The following is a 21,897-nucleotide window of genomic DNA, read 5'->3' on the forward strand; positions in this document are numbered from 1 at the left end:
GGGGGTATCTTCCTCGGTATGAGCGAGCACGGTGGTCATAGCGGGCATGGCGGGCATGGGGATCATGCGGCGCAGTTCAAGGACCGGTTCTGGATCAGCCTGGGGCTGGCGGTGCCGGTGGTGTTCTTCAGCGAGATGTTCGCTGACCTGCTCGGGTACATGCGGCCGGACTTCCCCGGCGCGGAGCTGATCGCGCCGGTGCTCGGCACGGTGATCTTCGGGTACGGCGGGCAGCCGTTCCTGACCGGTGGCTGGGGCGAACTGAAGTCGCGGCGGCCCGGGATGATGCTGCTGATCTCGATGGCGATCACCGTCGCGTTCGTCGCCTCGTGGGTGACGACGCTGCAGCTCGGCGGGTTCGACCTGGACTTCTGGTGGGAGCTCGCGCTGCTGATCGTGATCATGCTGCTCGGGCACTGGCTGGAGATGCGGGCGCTCGGCGCGGCGTCCGGGGCGCTCGACGCCTTGGCCGCGCTGCTTCCGGACTCGGCTGAGAAGGTGACCGACGACGGGGTCGTCGAGGTTTCGCTGCATGAGCTGCAGGCCGGCGACGTCGTACTGGTGCGTTCCGGCGGACGGGTGCCCGCGGACGGCACCGTGGTCGAGGGGCAGGCCGAGGTCGACGAGTCGATGATCACCGGCGAATCGCGGCCGGTGTCGCGGGCCGTCGGTGACGGTGTGGTCGCCGGAACTGTTGCCACTGACAACGCTCTGCGCGTCGAGATCACCGCGGTCGGCGACGACACCGCGCTGGCCGGTATTCAGCGGTTGGTGGCCGAGGCGCAGGCCTCGTCCTCCCGTGCGCAGGCGCTGGCGGATCGCGCCGCGGCGTTCCTCTTCTACTTCGCGTCGATCGCCGGTCTGATCACGTTCGTGGTCTGGGCGTTGCTGGGCAAGTTCGACGAGGCCGTGACGCGAACCGTGACCGTTCTGGTGATCGCCTGCCCGCACGCCCTCGGGCTGGCCATCCCGCTGGTGATCGCGATCTCCACGGAGCGTGCTGCCAAGGCCGGCGTACTCGTGAAGAACCGGCTGGCGCTGGAGCGGATGCGGACGATCGACGCGGTCCTGTTCGACAAGACCGGCACGCTGACGAAGGGCGAGCCGGCTGTCACCGGCGTCGCCACGGTTGACACGGTGTCGTACGACGAACTGCTCGAGCTGGCCGCCGCGGTCGAGGCGGACAGCGAACACCCGCTGGCCAAGGCGATCGTGCGGGCCCAGGCCGGCGGCGTGCGAGTCGGCGCCGCGGAGGGCCAGGTGGGTGCCGGGGGCAACGGCAGGCTCGTGGCCACCGACTTCCGGTCGCTGACCGGGCGGGGTGTGCAGGCGACGGTCGGCGGCGCGGAGGTTGCGGTCGGCGGGCCGGCGTACCTGCGGGAGAACGGTTTGACCGAGCCGGATGCGCTCGACGCGGAGGTCGCGGAGTGGAAGGCCCGCGGGGCCGCGGTGCTGCATGTGGTTCGGAACGGGCAGGTCCTCGGTGCGATCGCGCTCGAGGACGAGGTCCGCGAAGAGTCCCGGCAGGCGGTCGCGGCGCTGCACAAGCGCGGGGTAAAGGTCGCGATGATCACCGGCGACGCGCACCAGGTCGCGGACGCGGTGGCGAAGGAGCTGGGCATCGACGAGGTGTTCGCCGAGGTGCTCCCGCAGGACAAGGACGCGAAGGTCGCGGAACTCCAGGCCCGCGGGCTGAAGGTCGCGATGGTCGGTGACGGCGTGAACGACGCCCCGGCGCTGGCCCGTGCCGAGGTCGGGATCGCGATCGGCGCCGGCACCGACGTGGCGATCGAATCCGCCGGCGTCGTCCTCGCCGCCGACGACCCGCGCGCCGTCCTCTCGGTCATCGACCTGTCCAAGGCGAGCTACCGCAAGATGTGGCAGAACCTCGCCTGGGCCACCGGCTACAACGTGATCACGGTCCCCCTCGCCGCCGGAGTCCTCGCCTTCGCCGGCGTGGTCGTCTCACCCGCCGTCGGCGCCCTCCTGATGTCGATCTCCACCATCGTCGTAGCCCTCAACGCCCAACTACTCCGCCGCCTCAACCTCTCACCCACTCGATTGGCCGCGTAGCCCGTCCAGCGTGACCTGCACCAGACGCCGTACCGCCGCTTTCGACGGTACGGCGCCTGCTGCTTGGAGAGCATGCACGCAGTACGCCGCCAATTCCCTCGGCGGTACGTCGCCGCGCACCACACCCAACCGCTCCGCGATAAACGCGACAAGCTGCCCGCGTGCGTGACCGACATGTTCCGCCCGATGCAGATCAACCGCCTCGGACGCCGGGTGCTCGTAACAGATGAACGCATACGCCTCCAGCGCGTCCTCGATCCGCTGCGTCCGCTCCCAGATCTCCTCCAGCTGTCGGAGATGGTTGGCGACCTGCCGCTGATGCCACGCGGTCAGGATCGACTCGACGTCGGCGAAGTACTTGTACAGCGTCGCCCGCCCGACTCCCGCCCGCTGCGCGACCTCCGCCATCGTCACGCCGGTCAGCCCGCGCTCCGCGACCACAGCCGCGGTGGCGTCGAGTACGGCCTCCCGCACCGCCTCCCGGTGTGTCGCGATGCTGCTGTTCCACAACTTCGGCATGGCTGGATTCTAGCCGGACACTCTGCCTATGATCGAGACATAGTGTCTCGAAAAAGGAGAAGGCCGTGGGTGCTCTCGAAGCGCGACTCGGTACGGCGCGCGCGGATCGGTATCTCGCCCAGTTGACGAGCCATCTGTCGCACGGACCGGGTGGGCTGACGGTGTTGTCCACATCCGCCGAGGAGTTGGTCGTCGACCTCGGTACGGCGACCTGGTCGGTGCGGGCTGCGCCTGAGGAGTTGGTGCTGCGGGTCGAGGCAGACGATGCGGACGAGCTCGAGCAGCAGAGTGCACGAGTGGCACATCGGGTCGAGCAGATTGCACGGCGCGACGGGCTGCAGGTCGTCTGGCAGCAGGCGTGAAGTGCTGATGGGCCGAGTCGCGAGACCCGACCCATCAGCCATTGGTCAGGCGATCGGCAGCCTGCCGAGGAGCCTTTGCATGGTGGCGATCTCGGTGGTTTGAGCGGTCTGGATCTTGGCAGCCAGGGCGACCGAGGCGGTGTCCTTGCCGGTGGTCTGCTCGGTCTTGGCCATCGCGACCGCGCCTTGATGATGTTTGATCATCATCTCGGTCCACATCCGGTCGAACATCGTCCCGGACGCCTTCGTCAGGTCGTCCATCTCCTGCGGACCCATCATCCCGGTCATCGTGTGACCGCTGTGTTCACCAGGCGTCGGCACCGGCTTGCCCCAGCTGGTCAGCCACCCGGACAGCTGTTTGATCTCCGGGTCCTGGGCGGCCTTGATCGCGGTCGCGAGCTTCTTCACCTCTGCGGTCGTCGCCTTTTTCACGGCGAGATCCGCCATCGTGATCGCCTGCTGGTGGTGCGGGATCATCTGCGTCGCGAACGCCACATCCGCGTCGTTGAACACTGCCGTGGTGGAGGCGGACGCGCTCGGGCTGCTGCCGTGGTTCATCCCCGGCATCGTGCCGGCGTCCGAGTCACCACAGCCGGCCACGCCGAACACAGCGGCTAGCAGGGCGGCCGAGGCCGCGGTCGTACGGTAGACGTGCGTCATCACAGTTCCTTTGTCGATGGGTGGGTACGGCGATACAGGCGCACGTCTGCCTATATGCGCAGTACACCCAACGACGAGAACGCCACCCGAGGCGGCGACCGTTCGCCCATGGCCCGGTGCGTGACCGCAGCCAATGTGCGAACCACCCGCCACACCAGCAGGCTCCGCAGGCCCAGCAGCAACGCGAGCAGCAGCAGGAGCCCGGTCAACACCGCCATACACGCACCAGCCATATCGTGCGCCTCCCCAGCCGGAGCCACCTGAGGCACAGCCGGAGCCGCATGAGGCACAGCCGGAGCGGCGTACGACGGGGCCGGATCCGCGTGCGTCATCGCCGGCGCGGGCATGGCCATCGTGGTGTCGTGGTGGGAGGTGAGGCCGTGCATGGCGAACACTCCGGCGACTACCGTGAGTACGCCGAGTAACCGCAGCATGCGACTGGCCATCGCGACAAGGGTACCGAGCAGGGCGACTTGCACAGTCAGGACCCACCGGGTGTGCAGATTCCACGGTGAGGCCGGCGAGCGAGCGTCGTACGTTCGATGAAATCCCAGGGCTGGAGGTTTTCATGGCCGGTACATCTGTTGGTGCGGACGACTACGCGCTCGCCCGGGTCCCTGACCACGCGCGGTACTCGTGGTGGTCGGTCGCGACCCAGCGGTTTGGGCAGATCTCGGCGCTCAGCCAGTTCCTGCTCGGCGCGACGCTCGGGTTCGGGATGAGCTTCTGGTCCGCGTTCTGGGCGCTCACGCTCGGTGCGGTGATCCTCGAACTGGTGGCGATCCTGATCGGCGTGATCGGCACCCGCGAGGGTCTGCAGACGTCGGTGATCGCGCGCTGGACCGGGTTCGGTCAGGCCGGCTCGTCGCTGATCGGTCTCGCGATCGGGATCAGCCTGATCGGCTGGTTCGGGATCCAGTCGGCGGTGTCCGCGGCCGGGCTGAGCCAGCTGATCGGCGTTCTGCCGACCTGGGGCTGGTCGCTCGTCTTCGGCCTCGCGGTCACGCTGGTCGTACTGCGCGGGTTCCATTCGATGGCCTGGGTCGCGTACGTGACCGTCCCGGCCTTCCTGCTCCTGGTCGGCTGGTCGATCATCAGCGAACTGTCCGACCACAGCCTCGGCTCGCTGGTCAACGCCGCACCGGCCGGCCCGCACCTGAGCCTGCTGGAGGGTACGACGCTGGTCGCCGGCGGATTCATCGTCGGTGCGGTGATCACGCCGGACATGACCCGCTACAACCGGACGGTCGGCGACGTGGTCAAGCAGACCGTGCTCGGCATCACCCTCGGCGAGTACGTGATCGGTCTGGTCGGCGTCCTGCTGGCGCACGCGATCGGCTCGGCGAACGTGGTCACCATCGTCACCTCGTCGGTCGGCTGGGTCGGCACGCTGGTGATCATCCTCGGCACGATCAAGATCAACGACTGGAACCTCTACAGCTCCGGCCTCGGCGTGGTGAACTTCATCGGCACCGTCTTCGGCCGGCACGTCAACCGGGCCGCCGTCACGCTCGTCGTCGGCGTCCTCGGCAGTGTGCTCGCGGCCGGCGGGATCCTGGACAAGTTCACCGAGTTCCTGATCGTGCTCGGGGTCGCGTTCCCGCCGATCGCCGGGATCATGGTCGCGGAGTACTTCGTCGTGAAGCGCTGGCGCCCCGACCTCGAGGCCTCCCGCGCGAGCGGCACGCTGCCCCCGACCGCCCCGACCTGGGTACCGGCCACGATCGTGATCTGGATCGGCGCCGCGCTGATCGGCAAGTACGTCACGTGGGGCCTGCCGAGCATCAACTCGCTCGTCGTCGGCTTCCTCGCGTACGTCGTGGCGGGCAAGCTGGGCCTGATTCGAGGCCTAGGCACCAGCCGCACCATGGACAGCGAGACCACCGCCACCACCGCCGTACCCGCCACAAGCTAGCCGCTCGGCGCGGACCCGCCCCGTCTCGGTTCCACTTTGTGCACCGGATCCGTGCCGAAGCGCCGACGAAACGCGGATCTGGTGCACAAAGAAGAACCAACGGGAGGATCTGGAATGCGTATCGGCATCGATGTCGGTGGCACGAACACTGACGCCGTGCTGCTGGACGGTACGACCGTGCTGGCGGCGAACAAGTCGGCGACCAGCGCGGACGTGACGGCCGGCATCATCGACACCCTGGACCGGCTGCAGGCGGAGCGATCCTTCGACCCGGCGCAGGTGCAGGCCGTGATGATCGGCACCACGCACTTCATCAACGCGCTGGTCGAGGCCCGCCGGCTGGCGCCGACGGCGGCGCTGCGGCTCGGGTTGCCGGCCACCGCGTCGTTGCCGCCGCTGGTCGACTGGCCGGAGCGGCTGGTCGAGGCGATCAGCGGCCGCAGCTACCTGGCGCACGGCGGTCACGAGTTCGACGGCCGGCACATCGCCGAGCTGGAGCCGGACGAGTTGCGCCGGCACGCGGCGGACATGGTCGCGCACGGCGTCCGGTCGGTGGCGATCTCGTCGGTGTTCTCGCCGGTGAGCAACGAGTTCGAGCTGCAGGCGGCCGAGATCCTGCGGTCGGAGCTGGGCGACGACGTGGCGATTTCTATGTCGCACGAGATCGGCCGGATCGGCCTGCTGGAGCGGGAGAACGCGACCATCATCAACGCCGCGCTGCGGGAGCTGGCCGCTTCGATCGTCGACGGGCTGTCCGGTGCGGTGGCCGGCCACGGCATCTCCGCGCCGCTGTACCTGAGCCAGAACGACGGCACGTTGATGGACGTCGACTTCGCCCGCCGGTACCCGGTCGCCACGTTCGCGTCCGGCCCGACGAACTCGATGCGCGGCGCGGCGCTGCTGTCCGGGCTGGACACCTGCGCGGTCGTCGACGTCGGCGGTACGACGAGTGATGTCGGCGTGCTCACCCACGGCTTCCCGCGGGAGGCGACGACCGAGGTCGACGTGGCCGGGGTGCGGACCAACTTCCGGATGCCCGACGTGCTCAGCATCGGGATCGGCGGCGGCAGCCTGGTGGCCTCGGGCGCCGACTCGGTGACGGTCGGCCCGCGGTCGGTGGGATATCGCCTGACCGAGGAGGCGCTGGTCTTCGGCGGCCGGACCTTGACCGCGACGGATATCGCAGTCGCGGCGGGCCGGGCCGACGTCGGAGACGCGGACGCGGTCGCGGACCTGGATCCGACGCTGGTGAAGGCGGCTCTGGCGCGGGTGGCTGCGGATATCGCGGACGCGGTCGAGCGGATGCGTACGTCGCCGGACCCGCTGCCGGTGGTGGCGGTCGGTGGCGGGTCGATCCTGCTGCCGGACGATCTTCCCGGCAGTCTCGCGGTGCACCGGCCGGACCACTTCGCGGTCGCGAACGCGATCGGCGCCGCGATCGCGCAGGTCGGCGGCGAGGTCGACCGGGTGTACGCGATCGACCCGGGCCGCCGGGACGCGGTGGTGGACGAGGCACGCCAGGAGGCCGTCGACCGCGCGATCGCGGCCGGCGCCGACCCCGCAGCCGTACGGATCGTGGACTTCGACGAGGTCCCGATCCCGTACCTCCCCGGCAACGCCACCCGCATCCGCTGCAAGGCCGTCGGCGACCTCCGCCTGGGAGAGACCCGATGAGCGCGGACCGCCACGCCATCACAACCGCGCCGCGAGCGGCGGGCCACGCGGGACGGGCGGCGCAGGCGGCAATTGTGATGGGCCTGACGTCCGGGGTGGAGTGGTTGCGATGAAGCTGCGTGCTGAAGACCTGGGGGCCCTCGCTCGCGGTGCTGCCGTGCTGGGCACCGGGGGCGGCGGGGACCCGCACATCGGGCGGTTGCTGGCCGAGCAGGCGTTGCGCGAGCACGGGCCGGTCGAAGTGGTTGCCGTCGGCGACCTTCCGGACGACGCGTGCGTGCTGCCGGTGGCGATGATGGGCGCGCCGACCGTGATGGTGGAGAAGCTGCCGTCGGCCGACCAGATCTCGGTCGCGGTCCAGACGCTGGCCAAGTACGTCGGGAAGACGCCGACCCACCTGGCGTGTATCGAGGCCGGCGGGGTCAACTCGACCGTCCCGGTGATCGCCGCCGCGCAACTCGGGCTGCCCCTGGTGGACGGCGACGGGATGGGCCGCGCGTTTCCCGAACTGCAGATGGTGCTGCCGACGCTCGCGGGGATCGAGGCGACGCCGATGTCGATCGTCGACGAGAAGGGCAACCGCGGCGTCTTCGACACTGTCACCAACGAATGGGCCGAAAGGCTGGCGCGCTCGGCGACCGTCGACATGGGCTGTTCGGCGATCGTCTCGCTGTACGCGATGACCGGCGCGGACGCCCGCGGTTCGTTCGTCGCCGGGACTCTGAGCAAATGCGTCACGATCGGGCGAGCGATCGAGCAGGCGCAACGTCAGCTTGCCGACCCGGTTGCGGCAGTGGTGGATGAGCTCGGCGGGCGGCTCCTGCACGTCGGCAAGGTCGTCGATGTGCAACGCCGTACGACGACCGGCTTCGCGCGCGGTGACGCGGCGGTCGACGGGCTCGATGCCTCACACGGCCGGCTGCTGGTGCTGCGGTTCCAGAACGAGCACCTGGTCGCGGAACTCGACGGTACGGCGGTGGCGACCACGCCGGACCTGATCATTGTGCTCGACACCGAGTCCGGCGAGCCGATCACCACCGAGGCGCTGCGCTACGGCCACCGGGTCAGCGTGCTGGCCGCACCGGCCGACGAACGCTGGCACTCGCCAGCTGGCATCGAGCTGGTCGGCCCCCGGTACTTCGGCTACGACCTCGACCCGATCCGGGCGCTGTCATGAGCTGGCAGCTGGGTCTCGAGCACTTGAAGGATCTCGCCCGCGGCGCCGCGATCCTCGGTACCGGCGGTGGCGGTGATCCGCTGATCGGGCGGCTGCTCGTCGAGCAGGCGATCCGTGAGCACGGCCCGATCACGGTCCTCGATCCGGAGGAGCTGGACGACGACGCGTTCGTCATCCCGACTGCGCAGATGGGCGCGCCGACCGTGATCGTGGAGAAGATCCCGCGCGGCAGCGAACCGGTCGGCGCGCTGCGGGCACTCGAGAAGCACCTCGGCCGGCGCGCCGACGCGACGATGCCGATCGAGTGCGGCGGTATCAACTCGATGATCCCGCTGCTCGTCGCCGCGCGGACCGGGCTGCCGGTCGTCGACGCCGACGGAATGGGCCGGGCGTTCCCCGAACTGCAGATGGAGACCTTCTCGGTGTACGGCGTACCGGGGTCGCCGATGGCGATCGCCGGGGAACACGACGAGACCGTGGTGATCGACACCGGTACGGACAACAAGCAGATGGAGTGGCTCGCGCGCGGGATCACGATCCGGCTCGGCGGGGTCGCGCACATCGCGGAGTACTCGATGACGGGCGCCGAGGTGAAGCGGACCGCCGTACCGTGGACGCTGTCGCTCGGGCTGTCGATCGGGCGAGCGGTCCGGGAGGCGCGCGCGGCACACCAGGATCCGATCGAGGCGCTGCGGGCCGCGCTCGCGCCGACGCTCTACAACCATCTGCGGGTGCTGTTCCGCGGAAAGGTCGTCGACGTGGAGCGCCGTACCCTCGAAGGGTTCGCGCGCGGGCGGGCGCGGTTCACCGGGTACGACGGGACGTCGCAGCTCGAGTTGCGCTTCCAGAACGAGAACCTGGTCGCGGAGGTCGACGGTGAGGTGGTGTGCACCGTGCCGGACCTGATCTGCGTACTGGAGGCGGACACCGCGGAACCGATCACCACGGAAGGCCTGCGCTACGGACAGCGTGTGACCGTGGTGGGGATCTCCACGCCGGACCTGATGCGAACGCCTGAGGCGCTGGCGGTGTTCGGCCCGTCGTGCTTCGGGCTGGACGTCGAGTTCAGCCCTGTCGAGCGCCGTAGCGAGCTGCTCGTCCCCTGACCCTCGGCCCGCCGCGTTGACCCCTCCACGGCGGGCCGAGGTTCCACCCGGACGCCCACCACTCACCAAGTGCCCTCAACGCGGCACTGCCACGCTCAGACCGGCTCAATTGGCGCGTTTACTGAGTGCTGCAGGTCCGCGAATGGCAGGATCCCCTCTATGGGCACGGTCATCCGGTCGCAAGACCTGGGGGCGTTGGTCGTCGGGGTCACGCTGCTCGGCTCCGGTGGTGGCGGGGACACGGGTGCGTTCGGCCGGATGCTGCGCCGCCGGCTCGGTGCGGGCGAGCTGGTACTGCGCGACGCGGGCGATGTGACTGGTGTGTCGGTGAGCCCGATCGGCGTGGTCGGGGCGACCAGTGTGCTGATGGAGAAGCTGCCTGGTGGTGGTGAGTTCGACGCGGCCGTGCGGGCGGTCAGCCGCTGGACGGGTACCGAAGTCACCGGGCTGATGTCGCTGGAGGCCGGTGGGCTCAATGGGCTGACACCGCTGATCGCCGCGCTGGATCTGGGTCTCCCGGTGGTTGACGCGGACCTGATGGGGCGGGCGTTGCCGAGGCTCGACCAGTTCTCGTGGGCGGTGGCGGGACGCTCGCTCACGCCTTGTGCGCTGAGTGAGCCGAGCGGTCAGGTGATCGTCGTGGACAACGTCGACGCTGCCGGTCTTGAACGCGCAGTGCGCAGCTTCGTCGCCCACACCGGCGGGTGGGCGGTGCTGGCGCTCGCGCCGACGCCGGTGGAGGCCGCGGCGGCGGACGCGGTGCAGGGCAGCCTGACCCGGGCGCTGGCCCTCGGCCGAGCCCACGCCGGTCTTGAGCCTGGCGCCACACCGGCTGCTGTCGCCGACGGGCTGGGCGGACGGCTGCTGGGGACCGGTCGTGTCGAGGAGGTTGCCCGTCACCTCATTGGCGACGGAGGTGCTGCGTTCGGCCGTGGCAGTGTCTGTGTCGTCGACGCGGGTAGTCGGGCAGTTATCCGGATCGAGACCGAGAACGAGTACCTGCTCGCACTGGTCGACGGCACGCCTGTGGTCACTACACCAGACCTGCTGTGCGTGCTGGACCACCGCACGCTCCAGCCCATCGCTGTGGACGCGATCCGCACTGGTGACGAGGTTGTGGTCGTGGCGCTTCCCGGGCCTACCTGGTGGCGGCGGGCAGACCGGCTCGCCCGCGTCGGCCCGCAAGCCTTCGGGCTGGCGTGCGCCCCGCAACTCCTGGACGCGTCGTGAGAGACCTGGCGCCGACACTGGCCGCGATGCTCAGCTCGCCCGGTTGGAGAGACGTGGTGGTGTTCGCGGGCGGCGGTGGTTCGGAGGCTCGGTTGACTGGGTCTCGGGTGTTGCTGGAGGTCTCTGCGCATCCGGAGCAGTTGGACGGGCAGTTGCTCGTCGTACTGCTGGCGGATGACCACACCGACTGGCGGATCGACGCTCTGATCAGTAGAGCGTCCGCGGCGGGTGCAGGTGGGTTGCTGCTCGCTGGCGTGGAGCCGTTGGGGCGTGGGGCTCAGTTGCTGGCGGAGCGGTTGCAGTTGCCGGTGCTGGGTTGTCCGGACCCGCTGGCGGCACATGAGTACCTGCGACAGGTGACAGCCGAGCCAGAGGTAGTCCGGTCGGACCTGGTACTACGGGCGGTCGCGGCGTTGCGGCGCGCGGACGGTGACCTCACCTCGGTACTGCGGACAACGTCCGACGTACTGGAACGCCCTGTCACGTTGGCCGGAGCTGATGGCGGGACGTTGGCCGGTGAGCCGTTGGAGGCTGGTGAGCGTACGGCGTTGGTCGCTGAGTTGCCGCGTGTACCGGTGGCGTGGGCGGCGCCGTACCGGGTTGACCTACCGAGCGGTGCGGTGCTGATCGCGGTTGCTGTGGTCGGGGTTGGGCCGGTGTGCTGGCTGGTCGCGCGGCTGCCCGGTGTGGTCCCGGCTGAGGTTGCCGCCGTACCCGATGTGCTGACGGTCGTCGCACCGGCTGTGGGGGAGCGGCTGGCGCTCAGACGGCTTGAGCTGGAGCGGGACGCCCGTCAACGTACGTCGTTGCTCGGTGAGCTGCTGCACGGTGAACCGTCGGAGGCGACGCGGCGGCGGGCTGTCGATCTGGGGTGGCAGCTCGATGGGTGGCACACGGGGATTCGGATCGGCGCCGAGGGACAGGTGGACGTTGCGGGTCGGCGGGCTGATGTTGTGGAGGCGTTCGACGGCGAAGGGCTGCGGGCGGTCGTGGTGGAGCAGGGCGATGGTTGGTCGGCGTGGATTACCGCTGTCCGCGAACCGACTGCGACCGAGGTGCAGGAGCAGGCTGCTGCGATCCGTCGGGTGCAACGGCGCCTGGTGCAGACGGTGGACGCGTACGTCGGCGTCGGGCGAGTGCAAGCGGGTCCGAGTGGAATCGCCACGACGCTGGCTGAAGCGGGTGATGCGGCCGGTCTGGCGCGCGGTCGAGCGGAGACGGGTCGTTTCCTTCACGTAGACCGTCTTGGATTGGCGCAGCTCCTGCTGGCGTGGACCCGCACCGATACGTTCCAGCCGGCAGCGCAGGCGCTTCTCGCTCCCATCAAGGATCAGCCCGGCGACCTGGTCACCACACTGGCCGTCTACCTGGACACGGAGTCGTCGCTGGCCGAAACAGCCGCCGTACTGGGCATCCACCGCAACACAGCAGCCGCCCGCATCACCAAGATCCAGCACCTCTTGGGCGTAGATCTCACCAACCCAGACGAACGGCTCGCCTTACATCTCGCCTCCCGCACCTCACCTACCGAGTAGACCGCTCTAGGCGGGAGAGGTGATGGCGGTCTACGGAGTAGACCGTCCTAGGCGGGAGAGGTGATTGGGGCCCATCGCGCGGGGGCCCGTCCCACGGGGAGTGGGTGCGGGGAGTGGGTGCGGGCCGGCCGCACGCGCTTGTTTGTGTCGCGGTGGGGGTCTACGGCGTGGGTGCGTCTTCGCGGAGTAGGCCTGCTGACTTGAGGGCCGGCCAGAGGGTTGGGGGCACTTCTGTGCGGGCCAGTGCTGCGTTGGTGTGGACTTCTTCGGGGGTGCGGCAGCCTACGGCGATGCCGGCGACTGCGGGATGGGCCAGGGGGAAGGCGATGGCTGCCGCCGGGAGGGTGGTGCCGTGGGACTCGCAGATGTCCGCGAGTTTGTTGGCCTTGTCGATCAGGGCCTGTGCTGCCGGCTCGTAGTTGAACGTGGCCCCGGCCGCCGGCCGCGGCTGCGACAGCAGACCGGAGTTGAAGATGCCCACAGCAACAACCTGGACGTCGTTCTCCAGACAGGCAGGCAGTACGTCGTCCAGACCGTCCGGATCGATCAACGTGTACCGCCCGGCCAGCATGATCACGTCGATGTCGATCTCCCGCACGAACCGGGTCAGCATCGCCGACTGGTTCATCCCGGACCCGATCGCGCCGATCACGCCCTGCTCGCGCAGTTCGATCAGCGTCGGGAACGCGGTCGCGACCGCCTCCTCGAAGTGATCGTCGGGGTCGTGCACGAACACCACGTCCAGCCGATCGGTCCCGATCCGCCGTAACGAGTCCTCGATGCTCCGCAGTACGCCGTCCCGGGAGAAGTCCCACCGCCGGCGCCGCCGCGTACTGACCGCGAACCCTTCGTCGTCGGGTGCGTCGGCGTCCGCCTCGTAGATGATCCGCCCGACCTTGGACGACAGGACGTACTCCGAGCGCGGCTTCCCGGCGAGCCCCGGCCCGAGCCGTTCCTCGGCCAGCCCGAGCCCGTAGTGCGGCGCGGTGTCGAAGTACCGCCAGCCCTCGTCCCAGGCCGCGTTCACGGTCGCGATCGCCTCGGCGTCGGTGACCTCGCCGAGCAGACTGCCCAACGGCGCACCGCCGAGCCCGACGCGCTGACCCTCCGGAAAGAGCCTCATCAGCGGGCCGCCGGAATCCGCAGGTTCTGCATCCCGCCGTCGACCGCCACCGCCGTACCCGTGGTGGATCCGGACAGCGGGCTGGCCAGGTACGCGATCGCCTGGGCGACCTCGTCGGCCGAGACCAGGCGGCCCATCGGCTGCCGTGCCTCGAGGGCCGCGCGTTCCGCGGCCGGGTCCGCCGCGACGTCGAGCAGACGTCCGACCCACGGCGTGTCCGCCGTACCGGGGTTCACGCAGTTCACCCGGATCCCTTCCCGGACGTGGTCCGCGGCCATCGCCATCGTCAGCGCCAGGACGGCGCCCTTGCTGGCCGAGTACAGCGCGCGGTTCGGGAGGCCCGCGGTCGCGGCGATCGAACAGGTGTTGACGATCGCGGCCGCGTCCGACTTCCGCAGGTGCGGCAGCGCGGCCCGGGTAACGCGCGCGATCCCGACCACGTTCACGTCCAGCACGCGGTGCCATTCGTCGTCGTCGTTCGCGGTCACGTTGCCCTGCGCGCCGATCCCGGCGTTGTTCACCACGATGTCGATCCCGCCGAGCTGCAGCGCGGCCGCGGCGACCGCGTCCCGCACGGAGCCGTCGTCGCTGACGTCGGCGGCGATCCCGGTCAGCGGCTCGGCGACCTCCGGCTTCAGGTCGAACACGACCACCTGGGCGCCCCGGGAGGCGAGCAGCGTCGCCGCCGCCAGGCCGATCCCCGATGCGCCACCGGTCACCACGGCCCGAAGGCCGGCGAAGTCCGTCACTTCTTCTCCTTGTGAAGGTCGGTCCAGATCTTGCCACCCGGGAACCGGAAGTCGGTCAGCGTCTCGACGTCCATCTCGGCGCCGAATCCGGGCCGCACCGGTGCCACATAGTGCCCGTCCCGGATTACCACCGGGTCCAGGAAGTGCTCGTGCAGGTGGTCCACGAACTCGATCACCCGGTCGTCCAGCGATCCGCTCACCGCGACGTAGTCGAACATCGACAGGTGCTGGACCAGCTCACACAGTCCTACCCCGCCCGCGTGCGGGCACACCGGTACGCCGAACTTCGCCGCCAGCAGCAGGTTCGCGATGTTCTCGTTGACGCCCGCGACCCGGGCCGAGTCGAGCTGCAGGACCGACAGCGCCTGGGCCTGAAGCATCTGTTTGAACACGATCCGGTTCTGCACGTGCTCACCGGTCGCGACCCGGATCGGCGCGATGGCGCGCGCGATGGCCGCGTGCCCGAGGATGTCGTCCGGGCTGGTCGGTTCCTCCACCCACCAGACGCCGTACGGCTTCAGGGCCTCGATCCAGGTGATCGCGTCGGCGACGTCCCAGCGCTGGTTCGCGTCGACCGCGATCCGGATATCCGGCCCGACCGCCTCGCGGGCCAGCTGCATCCGGCGGATGTCGTCGTCCAGGTTCGCGCCGACCTTGAGCTTGATCTGCGTGAACCCCTCGGCGATCGCCTCGTGACAGAGCCGGACCAGCTTCGCGTCGTCGTACCCGAGCCAGCCGGGAGTCGTCGTGTACGCCGGGTAGCCGCGCTCCCGCAGGATCGCCTCCCGCTCGGCGCGACCGGCCTCGGCCTTGCGCAGGATGTCCAGCGCCTCGTCCCGCGTCAGCGCGTCGGTCAGGTACCGGAAGTCGACCAGGTCGACGATCTGCTCCGGGGTCAGGTCGGACAGCAGCTTCCACAGCGGTACGCCGGCGCGCTTGGCGGCCAGGTCCCACACCGCGTTGACGACCGCGCCGATCGCCATGTGCATGACGCCCTTCTCGGGGCCGAGCCAGCGCAGCTGCGAGTCGTGCACGAGCGACTTCCAGAACCCGCCGAGGTCGTTCAGCGTGGCGTCCAGGTCGAGTCCGAGGACGTGGTCGCGGAGCGCCTCGATCGCGGTCGTCTGGATGTCGTTGCCGCGACCGATCGTGAACGCGAACCCGTGCCCCTCGAGCCCGTCGCCGGCGTCGGTCCGCAGGATGACGTACGCCGCGGAGTAGTCCGGGTCGGTGTTCATCGCGTCGGAGCCGTCCAGGTCCAGCGACGTGGGGAAACGGACGTCGTACGTCTCGAACTCGGTGAATCGTGGCATCGAGGACCCGATCTGCTGCGTGGGCGGACTGTCGGGACGGATCCTATAGGATATGTGGCTCCCGCGGTAGCTTGCCCCGGACCTCCAGCACTCATCAACTCGCGGAACGTGACGGCCCGCCCGCTCAGCGTGCGGCCGCGGTGCCGTCGGCGCGTGGGTTGGTGAGTGGTGCGGGTCCGCCACCCGTACAGTCGGTCGCGTGACCACGAGCGACGGTGTCCTCCGGCTGGGCAGCCGGTCCTTCGGGGCCGGCGAATTCGCGCTGATGGCGATCGTCAACCGGACGCCGGACTCGTTCTTCGACCGCGGGGCGACGTACGCGACCGACGCGGCGTTCGCGGCGATCGACAAGGCCGTCGCCGAGGGTGCCGACCTGGTCGACGTCGGCGGCGTGAAGGCCGGGTACGGCGAGCCGGTCAGCGAGACCGAGGAACTCCGCCGGACCGTGGACTTCGTGGCCGCGATCCGCGCCCGGCATCCCGAGCTGGTGATCAGCGTCGACACGTACCGCAGCGGGGTCGCCCGGCAGGTCGCCGACGCCGGCGCCGACCTGATCAACGACACCTGGGCCGGCGCCGATCCCGACCTGGTGAACGCCGCGGCCGAGGCCGGGATCGGGCTGGTGTGCAGTCACGTCGGCGGCCTCTCACCGCGCACCGACCCGCACCGGATGGCGTACGACGACGTGGTCGCGGACGTGATCCGCACGACCACCGCCCTCGCGGACCGCGCGCTCGCCGCGGGCGTCCGGCCGGACGGGATCCTGATCGACCCGACCCACGACTTCGGCAAGAACACGCTGCAGTCACTCGAGCTGACCCGCCGCCTCGATGAACTCGCCGCCACCGGCTGGCCGGTCCTGGTCGCGGTGTCGAACAAGGACTTCATCGGCGAGACCCTCGAACTGCCGCCGGGACAGCGCGGCAACGGCACCCTCGCGGCGCTCAGCGTCTCGGCCTGGCTGGGCGCCCGCGTCTTCCGCGTGCACGACGTACCGGCCGCGCGGCAGGCCCTCGACTTCATCGCCGTACTGCGCGGCACCGCGCAGCCCGCCGGAACCCGAAGGAGCCTCGCCTGATGCGCCGCCTGGACGACCTGAGCGACGAGGAACTGATCGCGGCCTACGAGGTCGCGGACCGTACGGTGCCGCACCTGCGCGCCAACTTCGTGAGCAGCCTGGACGGTGCGGTCGAGATCGACGGTCAGTCGAAGGCGCTGTCGAGCGACTCCGACAGCCGGGTGTTCAGCGTGATCCGGCGGCTGGCCGACGTCGTCCTGGTCGGCGCCGGGACGATCCGCGACGAGGGCTACCGCCCGCTGAAGCTGTCGGCGAAGGCGCGCGAATGGCGGACGGCGGCCGGGCTCGCCGAGAATCCGACGCTCGCGATCGTGTCGTCCCGGCTCGAGCTGAGTCCGGTGAATCCGGTGTTCAAGTCCGCCGTACGGCCGATCGTGGTGACACATGCGAGCTCACCGGAGGACCGCCGGGAGGCGCTGGCGGAGGTCGCCGACGTGCTGGTGCTGGGCGAGGTGACGGTTGACCTGCCGGCGGTCCTCGATGAGTTCACCGCGCGCGGGATGACGCAGGTCCTGTCCGAGGGCGGGCCGCATCTGCTCGGCGCTCTGACCGCGGCCGATCTGGTCGACGAGTTGTGTCTCGCGCTGGCGCCGCTGATGGCGGGCCCTGGCGCCAGCCGGATCATCGCCGGGACGCCGTCGACTCTCACCCGCCAGATGAAGCTGAAGACGGCGCTGTCCGCGGGGGACGACTACGTGTTCTTCCGCTACATCCGGGAGGCCTGAGTCGTGCCCGTTGTTGCTGCCGCGGTCTGCCCGCACCCGCCGCTGCTGGTGCCCGAGGTCGCGTCGGGCGCCGCACCCGAACTCGACGATCTCCGCGCCGCCTCCCTGACAGCCGTCGAATCACTGGCCACCGCAGCACACATCGTCGTCCTCGGATCCGCAGCCGCCGCGAGCACGTACGACGGCGCGGCGGGCGGCTCGTTCGGTGCTTATGGTGCACCTGGTGTGCGGTTCGGAACGGGCCCAGCGGTGCTCCCGTTGTCGCTGGCGATCGGCGGCTGGCTGCTCGAACAGACGAAGGCCGCGCACCTGCCGCGCACCTATCGAGCGATTCCGCCCGACACCCCACCGGATGTCTGCGCACGACTCGGCCGAGAGATTGCCGACGGCAATGACCGCATCGGTCTCCTGGTCATGGGCGACGGCTCGGCCCGCCGCAGTGAACACTCGCCCGTCCACCTCCACCCCCGCGCGGAGATCTTCGACACCACCGTCGCCAACGCCTTGCAGCACAGGAATCTCGACGTACTCAAAGCCCTCGACCCAGACCTCGCCGACGAGCTCCAAGCCGCCGGCCGAGCGCCCTGGCAGGTGCTGGCCGGAGCCCTCGAAGGTACGTCGCTCTCCGGCGACCTGACCTACGAAGCGGCACCGTACGGCGTCGGCTACTTCGTCGCCAGCTTTACTTAGAGGGTGTCTGACGAGCGAACGGGGTATCGGCGATCGGCAAGGTCGCCACGAGGTGAGGCGCGGCGACGCGAACTGCTCGACAAGGTCGCGGACGAACTCGGCGTCAACGGCCTGGTCGACTTCTCGCTCCGGCGGGCGGCGCGCGCGGCCGGTACGACGCACAAGGTGCTGCTGTACCACTTCGAGGGCCCCGAGGACCTGCTCACGCAGGCGGTCCTGCAACTGCGCGAACGCCGCATCGGCCGCGCGATGGAGGCCGCCGCGGCGGGTCCGGACAGGTCGCTGGCGGACCGTGTGCGGTCGATGTGGCCGACGTTGATCGGCGTCGAGTCGGGCGTACTGGACCAGGCGATCGGGCTCGCGATGTACGACGCCGGGCGGTACGCCGACCTCGCGCGATCGGCGTCCCGCCAGTACCTGCCGGCGTTGCTGACGCTGTGCCCGGACGCGTGGGAGGACCAGCGCAAGACCGAGGTGGCGGAGTTGATCCTGGCGACGTTGCGCGGGTTCCTGATCGAGTGGCGGACGAGTGGTGACGCGGCCGGGATCGAGGCCGGCTTCGCGGCCCTGCTGCGGGCGCTGGAACGGGAAGAACAGGCCTAGACAGTTTTGCGAACCACATGGTTCACTTCAGGCATGCGCGAGAAGGTGAGCTTCACGAGTGGCGGCGTCGCGTGCGCGGCCTGGCACTACCCGGGGACCAACGGCGGGTGCGTGGTGATGACCGGCGGCTTCGGGGTCACGAAGGAGCCGGGGACGGACCGGTTCGCGGAGCGGTTCGCCGCGGCCGGATTCAGCGTGCTGGCCTTCGACTACCGCAACCTCGGCGAGAGCGATGGCGAGCCGCGGCAGGTGGCACGGGTGTCCGATCAACTGAGCGACTGGCGGGCCGCGATCGCCTACGCCAAGACCCTCCCGGGCGTCGAACGGGTGGCGATCTGGGCGTTCTCGCTCCCCGGCGGATACATCGTGCAGCTGGCCGCGGAAGACCTCGGCATCTCGGCCGCGATCGCCCAGTCGGCCAATGTCGACGGGCCGACAGTGACCCGCAACGCCTCCCGCTACCAGACGCCCGGCAGCGCGCTCCGACTGATCGGTCGAAGCCTGCTCGACCTGGCCGGCAGTCTGCTCGGCCGTACGCCTCGCCTGGTCGACCTGGCCGGACCGCTCGGGACGGTGGCGTTGCTCAACACCCCTGACGCCCAGCTCAGCGACGCGACCCTCAACCCCGGCAACCGCTACCCCGAATGGCAGCAGGCGATCGCGGCGCGTTCCGTCCTCCCCGCCGCGTTCTACCGCCCCGCCAAGTACGCGTCCCAGGTCCGCTGCCCGATCCTGTACGTCGTCTGCGAGGACGATCAGTCCGCTCTAGCAGCACCGACCCTCAAGGCCGCGGCCAGCACCCCGAACGCCGACGTACTCCAGGTCCCCGGCAACCACTACGCACCCTTCCGCGACGCCCACGAACAGGTGGTCGAGGCGGAGCTCACCTTCCTCAACCGGCATGTGCTGGTCAGTCGGACTCCACAGGCACAGTAGGCCAACGCTCCGCGGTCGCAGCCAGATCGTCACGTCCTGCTGCACGCAGTTGCTCCACCAACTCGGCACGTGCTTGCTGTACGACAGCTACTGCCTCGTCAGACGTGGTGTGCGGGCCGGACCAGTTGCACACCGCGTCTCCGGCGTACCAGTCACCTGTGGCGCCCCGGCGTACATGTGCTGTCGCCAGCCGTGCAGCAGGCAGCGGTACGTCGGCCAACACGACAACCGCGTCTACGGCGACTACTGGTGCGGAGAGGTCGAGTAGCGGCCGTAGCTCGACCGCGTCCGTGAGTACGAACTCGTAGCCGGCCGGCGCGCGCTCGCCCAACCAGGCAAGAGCTTCTTGGGCAGTGTCGTGGAGCAGCTGGGCGTTCGATGGATCGGCCAACGTATGCACACCACACTGGCGCGTGTGCGTCGGCCGCAGCTCGTTCTGCCACAACCGCACCTGCAGCTCGTCCCGCCCCGACAACCGCCGCCCGAGAATCCGCGCCAGCCCGACGACATCGAAATTCAGCTCATCGACCGTCCGCCGCCGCCCAGCCACCGCGACCTCACCCGACCGTGTCCCCCGAGTGGTCCACGGACCGACATGCCACCGCCCGAGCCCCGTCATACCCGCACCCTAACCGGTCACTCTCCGCTGTGGACGCCGTCAGGTTTTTGGTCCATCGTTGACCATCACACCGGTGGCTGGGGGGCCGCCGGGAACGACTTCACGTGGGGGGAACCACAGTGGACCAGAGCAAGACCGTCACGCCTGCCCGACACCAGGACGAGCCACCGGACGGCGGTCGTGACGACAGAGATCCCTGGCACAAACATCCGGCCCTGGTCGCGACCATTCCGGTCGTCGGCGCGCTGATCGGGTCGGCGCTCACCATCGTGCTCGGCCAGGCCGACGTACTCCCGACCGCCATCAACCCGGCCCCACCGCAGACCACCGTCCTGTCGACCACCACCGCCACCGCGACCACCACCGCCACCAGCACGGTGACCGAGACCGTGACGGAAACACCGACCGTCGCGCCGACCGAGCCCCAGGGGTCGAGCGCTCCGCCGGTTGTCGCTCCGGGCAACCTCGCGATCACTGTCCAGATGACCACCGGCGGCAAGATCGGGCCGGGTGAGTATCGCGCCGGCTCCTGGCCGAGCGCGTCCGCCCAGGTGCTCGATGTCAGCGGGCGCTACCCAGGCACCGGCTGCTACCCGACCTGGGTGCTCAAGCGCGGATCCACCGTCATCAAGACCGCACGGAGCGAGTCGTGCCGGGCGTCGTTTCCCTTCAACGCCGACTCGCTGGAGGTCCGGGGCGTTTATCACCTGACGGTGTCCGTCGTGACCGACGCCGGCGCCAAAGGTACCGGGACGATGGACTTCAAGGTGACCTGATCAGCTCGCCTTGACCGGCTCCGGGACATCGAAGGTCTTGGCGAGGTCGGTGAGGATGGACCAGGCGCCTTGGAGGCCTACCGCGGTCATCCAGGTGAGGTCGGGGACGTCGTGGACCTTGGCGGCGAGCGGCTTCCAGAGCGGGTTGGCCTTGAACTGGGCCTCGGTCTTCTTGCTCAGGCCCTTGTCGTCGGCGTACGTCGCCACGAAGATCGCGTCGGCGTCCGCGTCCTTGATCCGTTCCGGGCTGATCTCGAGCGCGAAACCGGCCACGTCCTGGGACTTCGGCCGCTTCAGGCCGGCGTCCTTCAGCACGATCCCGGAGTAGCTCGCGTTCTGGTACAGCCGGGTCGGGCCGTCGACGAACCGCACCACCGAGATGGTCGGGTTGTTCGCCTTGGCGTTGATCGCGGCGCCGACCGTCTTCGCGGCCTGCTCGTACGCCGCGATCTCCTTCTCGGCCAGTTCCTCGGCGCCGACCGCCTTCGCCTCCAGCCGGATGTTGTCCTTCCAGGTCGCCCCGGTGGTCTCGGACATGATCGTGGGCGCGATCGCGGACAGCTGGTCGTACAGCTTCTCGTGCCGGACCTTGGCGCTGATGATCAGGTCCGGTTCGAGCGCGGCGATCTTCTCCAGGTTCGGCTCGGCGAGCGTGCCGACCGACTGGGCCTCGGCGCCGTACGTCGTCCGGTCCTCGCCGAGGTAGTCCGGCAGCTTCCCGTTGATCGTGCGGTAGTCGGTGTATCCGACGACCGGGGTGTCCAGGATGAGCGTCGCGTCCACGTAGCTGGTGTCGAGCGCGACCACCCGCTTCGGCTTGGCCTTGATCTCGGTCTTGCCCATCGCGTGCTCGATGGTCCGCGGGTACCCGGCGCTCGCGGCGCCGGCCGCAGCCGAATCGCCGGAATCGTCGGAGCCCGAGGACCCGCAGGCCGACAGGGCGAGGGCCGCGACAGCGAGCAGAGCGGTGATGCGGGGCAGGCGCACAGGTGTCTCCAAGCAACGGGACTGCAACGGGATAAGGTGACTCACGA

Annotated in this window: 22 protein-coding genes; 14 read left to right on the forward strand and 8 right to left on the reverse strand. The window is 69.6% G+C overall.

Annotated features, from left to right (window positions below; genetic code table 11):
* Positions 1-18: 18 nt before the first annotated feature.
* On the forward strand, positions 19-2,073 hold the full coding sequence (locus E0H92_RS12785) for a heavy metal translocating P-type ATPase (protein WP_131496332.1): 2,055 nt from the start codon (positions 19-21) through the stop codon (positions 2,071-2,073).
* Here E0H92_RS12785 and E0H92_RS12790 read toward each other — a convergent pair.
* On the reverse strand, positions 2,050-2,592 hold the full coding sequence (locus E0H92_RS12790) for a TetR/AcrR family transcriptional regulator (RefSeq protein ID WP_131496333.1): 543 nt from the start codon (positions 2,590-2,592) through the stop codon (positions 2,050-2,052). The genes E0H92_RS12785 and E0H92_RS12790 overlap by 24 nt on opposite strands.
* A gap of 65 nt (positions 2,593-2,657) precedes the next feature.
* Between E0H92_RS12790 and E0H92_RS12795 the strand changes: the two genes are divergently transcribed.
* Positions 2,658-2,954, forward strand: coding sequence for a DUF2218 domain-containing protein (locus tag E0H92_RS12795; protein ID WP_131496334.1), 297 nt, complete (start codon positions 2,658-2,660; stop codon positions 2,952-2,954).
* A gap of 45 nt (positions 2,955-2,999) precedes the next feature.
* Here the strand turns inward: E0H92_RS12795 and E0H92_RS12800 are convergent, their stop codons facing one another.
* On the reverse strand, positions 3,000-3,614 hold the full coding sequence (locus E0H92_RS12800) for a DUF305 domain-containing protein (protein WP_131496335.1): 615 nt from the start codon (positions 3,612-3,614) through the stop codon (positions 3,000-3,002).
* A gap of 50 nt (positions 3,615-3,664) precedes the next feature.
* The gene (locus E0H92_RS12805; protein ID WP_131467591.1) at positions 3,665-4,060 is read right to left on the reverse strand and encodes a DUF6153 family protein; all 396 of its coding nucleotides are present in this window, start codon (positions 4,058-4,060) and stop codon (positions 3,665-3,667) included.
* A 122-nt stretch (positions 4,061-4,182) separates the two neighbouring features.
* Between E0H92_RS12805 and E0H92_RS12810 the strand changes: the two genes are divergently transcribed.
* The 6 genes from E0H92_RS12810 (at position 4,183) to E0H92_RS12835 (ending at position 12,251) form a co-directional block, all read left to right on the forward strand.
* Positions 4,183-5,529: a purine-cytosine permease family protein gene (locus tag E0H92_RS12810; protein WP_131496336.1), complete on the forward strand. Its 1,347-nt coding sequence runs from the start codon at positions 4,183-4,185 to the stop codon at positions 5,527-5,529.
* 114 nt (positions 5,530-5,643) lie between these two features.
* Positions 5,644-7,203: a hydantoinase/oxoprolinase N-terminal domain-containing protein gene (locus E0H92_RS12815; RefSeq protein WP_131496337.1), complete on the forward strand. Its 1,560-nt coding sequence runs from the start codon at positions 5,644-5,646 to the stop codon at positions 7,201-7,203.
* A 109-nt stretch (positions 7,204-7,312) separates the two neighbouring features.
* A complete protein-coding gene (locus E0H92_RS12820) occupies positions 7,313-8,380 on the forward strand; it encodes a DUF917 domain-containing protein (RefSeq protein ID WP_131496338.1) in 1,068 nt (355 codons plus the stop codon).
* Positions 8,377-9,486, forward strand: coding sequence for a DUF917 domain-containing protein (locus E0H92_RS12825; RefSeq protein ID WP_131496339.1), 1,110 nt, complete (start codon positions 8,377-8,379; stop codon positions 9,484-9,486). Before E0H92_RS12820 ends, E0H92_RS12825 begins: the two co-directional genes overlap by 4 nt.
* Before the next feature lie 159 nt (positions 9,487-9,645).
* The gene (locus tag E0H92_RS12830) at positions 9,646-10,716 is read left to right on the forward strand and encodes a DUF917 domain-containing protein (protein WP_202873584.1); all 1,071 of its coding nucleotides are present in this window, start codon (positions 9,646-9,648) and stop codon (positions 10,714-10,716) included.
* Positions 10,713-12,251, forward strand: a complete 1,539-nt coding sequence (locus E0H92_RS12835; protein WP_202873585.1) for a PucR family transcriptional regulator — start codon at positions 10,713-10,715, stop codon at positions 12,249-12,251. The genes E0H92_RS12830 and E0H92_RS12835 overlap by 4 nt, the downstream gene beginning before the upstream one ends.
* Positions 12,252-12,411: 160 nt before the next feature.
* Here the strand turns inward: E0H92_RS12835 and E0H92_RS12840 are convergent, their stop codons facing one another.
* From E0H92_RS12840 to E0H92_RS12850, 3 genes are read right to left on the reverse strand one after another with little or no spacing between them, the layout of a single operon-like run.
* Positions 12,412-13,374, reverse strand: coding sequence for an aldo/keto reductase (locus tag E0H92_RS12840; protein WP_131496340.1), 963 nt, complete (start codon positions 13,372-13,374; stop codon positions 12,412-12,414).
* Positions 13,374-14,123: an SDR family NAD(P)-dependent oxidoreductase gene (locus E0H92_RS12845; protein ID WP_131496341.1), complete on the reverse strand. Its 750-nt coding sequence runs from the start codon at positions 14,121-14,123 to the stop codon at positions 13,374-13,376. Before E0H92_RS12845 ends, E0H92_RS12840 begins: the two co-directional genes overlap by 1 nt.
* Entirely contained in the window at positions 14,120-15,436 is a 1,317-nt protein-coding gene (locus tag E0H92_RS12850) for an L-fuconate dehydratase (protein WP_131496342.1), read from the reverse strand. Before E0H92_RS12850 ends, E0H92_RS12845 begins: the two co-directional genes overlap by 4 nt.
* A gap of 265 nt (positions 15,437-15,701) precedes the next feature.
* On the opposite strand from E0H92_RS12850, the gene folP reads away from it, so the two are divergent.
* Genes folP through E0H92_RS12875 form a run of 5 tightly spaced genes read left to right on the forward strand, consistent with a single transcriptional unit; the run spans position 15,702 to position 19,468 of the window.
* Positions 15,702-16,514 carry a dihydropteroate synthase gene (gene folP, locus E0H92_RS12855; protein ID WP_131496517.1) on the forward strand — a complete coding sequence of 271 codons (813 nt, stop codon included), beginning with the start codon at positions 15,702-15,704 and terminating at the stop codon, positions 16,512-16,514.
* Positions 16,514-17,239 carry a pyrimidine reductase family protein gene (locus tag E0H92_RS12860; protein WP_131496343.1) on the forward strand — a complete coding sequence of 242 codons (726 nt, stop codon included), beginning with the start codon at positions 16,514-16,516 and terminating at the stop codon, positions 17,237-17,239. The genes folP and E0H92_RS12860 overlap by 1 nt, the downstream gene beginning before the upstream one ends.
* 3 nt (positions 17,240-17,242) lie before the next feature.
* Positions 17,243-17,929 (forward strand): class III extradiol dioxygenase subunit B-like domain-containing protein, encoded by a 687-nt coding sequence (locus E0H92_RS12865; RefSeq protein ID WP_131496344.1) that lies wholly within the window; start codon positions 17,243-17,245, stop codon positions 17,927-17,929.
* A 3-nt stretch (positions 17,930-17,932) separates the two neighbouring features.
* Complete coding sequence (locus E0H92_RS12870; RefSeq protein ID WP_131467581.1) at positions 17,933-18,532, forward strand: TetR/AcrR family transcriptional regulator; 600 nt, start codon at positions 17,933-17,935, stop codon at positions 18,530-18,532.
* A gap of 33 nt (positions 18,533-18,565) precedes the next feature.
* Complete coding sequence (locus E0H92_RS12875; RefSeq protein WP_131467580.1) at positions 18,566-19,468, forward strand: alpha/beta hydrolase; 903 nt, start codon at positions 18,566-18,568, stop codon at positions 19,466-19,468.
* Here the strand turns inward: E0H92_RS12875 and E0H92_RS12880 are convergent.
* Positions 19,443-20,087: a hypothetical protein gene (locus E0H92_RS12880; protein WP_131467579.1), complete on the reverse strand. Its 645-nt coding sequence runs from the start codon at positions 20,085-20,087 to the stop codon at positions 19,443-19,445. The two genes, E0H92_RS12875 and E0H92_RS12880, sit on opposite strands and share 26 nt — an antisense overlap.
* Positions 20,088-20,206: 119 nt before the next feature.
* Here E0H92_RS12880 and E0H92_RS44130 point away from each other — a divergent pair, with 119 nt between their 5' ends.
* Entirely contained in the window at positions 20,207-20,863 is a 657-nt protein-coding gene (locus E0H92_RS44130; protein ID WP_165549762.1) for a hypothetical protein, read from the forward strand.
* Here E0H92_RS44130 and E0H92_RS12890 read toward each other — a convergent pair whose 3' ends face one another.
* On the reverse strand, positions 20,864-21,850 hold the full coding sequence (locus E0H92_RS12890; protein ID WP_131496345.1) for an ABC transporter substrate-binding protein: 987 nt from the start codon (positions 21,848-21,850) through the stop codon (positions 20,864-20,866).
* Positions 21,851-21,897 lie beyond the last annotated feature (47 nt).

Origin of the sequence: Kribbella speibonae (assembly GCF_004331375.1) — a bacterium.
In the GTDB taxonomy this organism is placed as follows: domain Bacteria; phylum Actinomycetota; class Actinomycetes; order Propionibacteriales; family Kribbellaceae; genus Kribbella; species Kribbella sindirgiensis.

Coding starts and splice junctions, on each gene's coding strand:
- E0H92_RS12785 (WP_131496332.1), top strand. CDS start 19: ATGAGCGAGCACGGTGGTCATAGCGGGCATGGCGGGCATGGGGATCAT.
- E0H92_RS12790 (WP_131496333.1), bottom strand. CDS start 2,592: ATGCCGAAGTTGTGGAACAGCAGCATCGCGACACACCGGGAGGCGGTG.
- E0H92_RS12800 (WP_131496335.1), bottom strand. CDS start 3,614: ATGACGCACGTCTACCGTACGACCGCGGCCTCGGCCGCCCTGCTAGCC.
- E0H92_RS12805 (WP_131467591.1), bottom strand. CDS start 4,060: ATGGCCAGTCGCATGCTGCGGTTACTCGGCGTACTCACGGTAGTCGCC.
- E0H92_RS12810 (WP_131496336.1), top strand. CDS start 4,183: ATGGCCGGTACATCTGTTGGTGCGGACGACTACGCGCTCGCCCGGGTC.
- E0H92_RS12815 (WP_131496337.1), top strand. CDS start 5,644: ATGCGTATCGGCATCGATGTCGGTGGCACGAACACTGACGCCGTGCTG.
- E0H92_RS12820 (WP_131496338.1), top strand. CDS start 7,313: ATGAAGCTGCGTGCTGAAGACCTGGGGGCCCTCGCTCGCGGTGCTGCC.
- E0H92_RS12825 (WP_131496339.1), top strand. CDS start 8,377: ATGAGCTGGCAGCTGGGTCTCGAGCACTTGAAGGATCTCGCCCGCGGC.
- E0H92_RS12830 (WP_202873584.1), top strand. CDS start 9,646: ATGGGCACGGTCATCCGGTCGCAAGACCTGGGGGCGTTGGTCGTCGGG.
- E0H92_RS12840 (WP_131496340.1), bottom strand. CDS start 13,374: ATGAGGCTCTTTCCGGAGGGTCAGCGCGTCGGGCTCGGCGGTGCGCCG.
- E0H92_RS12850 (WP_131496342.1), bottom strand. CDS start 15,436: ATGCCACGATTCACCGAGTTCGAGACGTACGACGTCCGTTTCCCCACG.
- folP (WP_131496517.1), top strand. CDS start 15,702: ATGGCGATCGTCAACCGGACGCCGGACTCGTTCTTCGACCGCGGGGCG.
- E0H92_RS12860 (WP_131496343.1), top strand. CDS start 16,514: ATGCGCCGCCTGGACGACCTGAGCGACGAGGAACTGATCGCGGCCTAC.
- E0H92_RS12875 (WP_131467580.1), top strand. CDS start 18,566: ATGCGCGAGAAGGTGAGCTTCACGAGTGGCGGCGTCGCGTGCGCGGCC.
- E0H92_RS12880 (WP_131467579.1), bottom strand. CDS start 20,087: ATGACGGGGCTCGGGCGGTGGCATGTCGGTCCGTGGACCACTCGGGGG.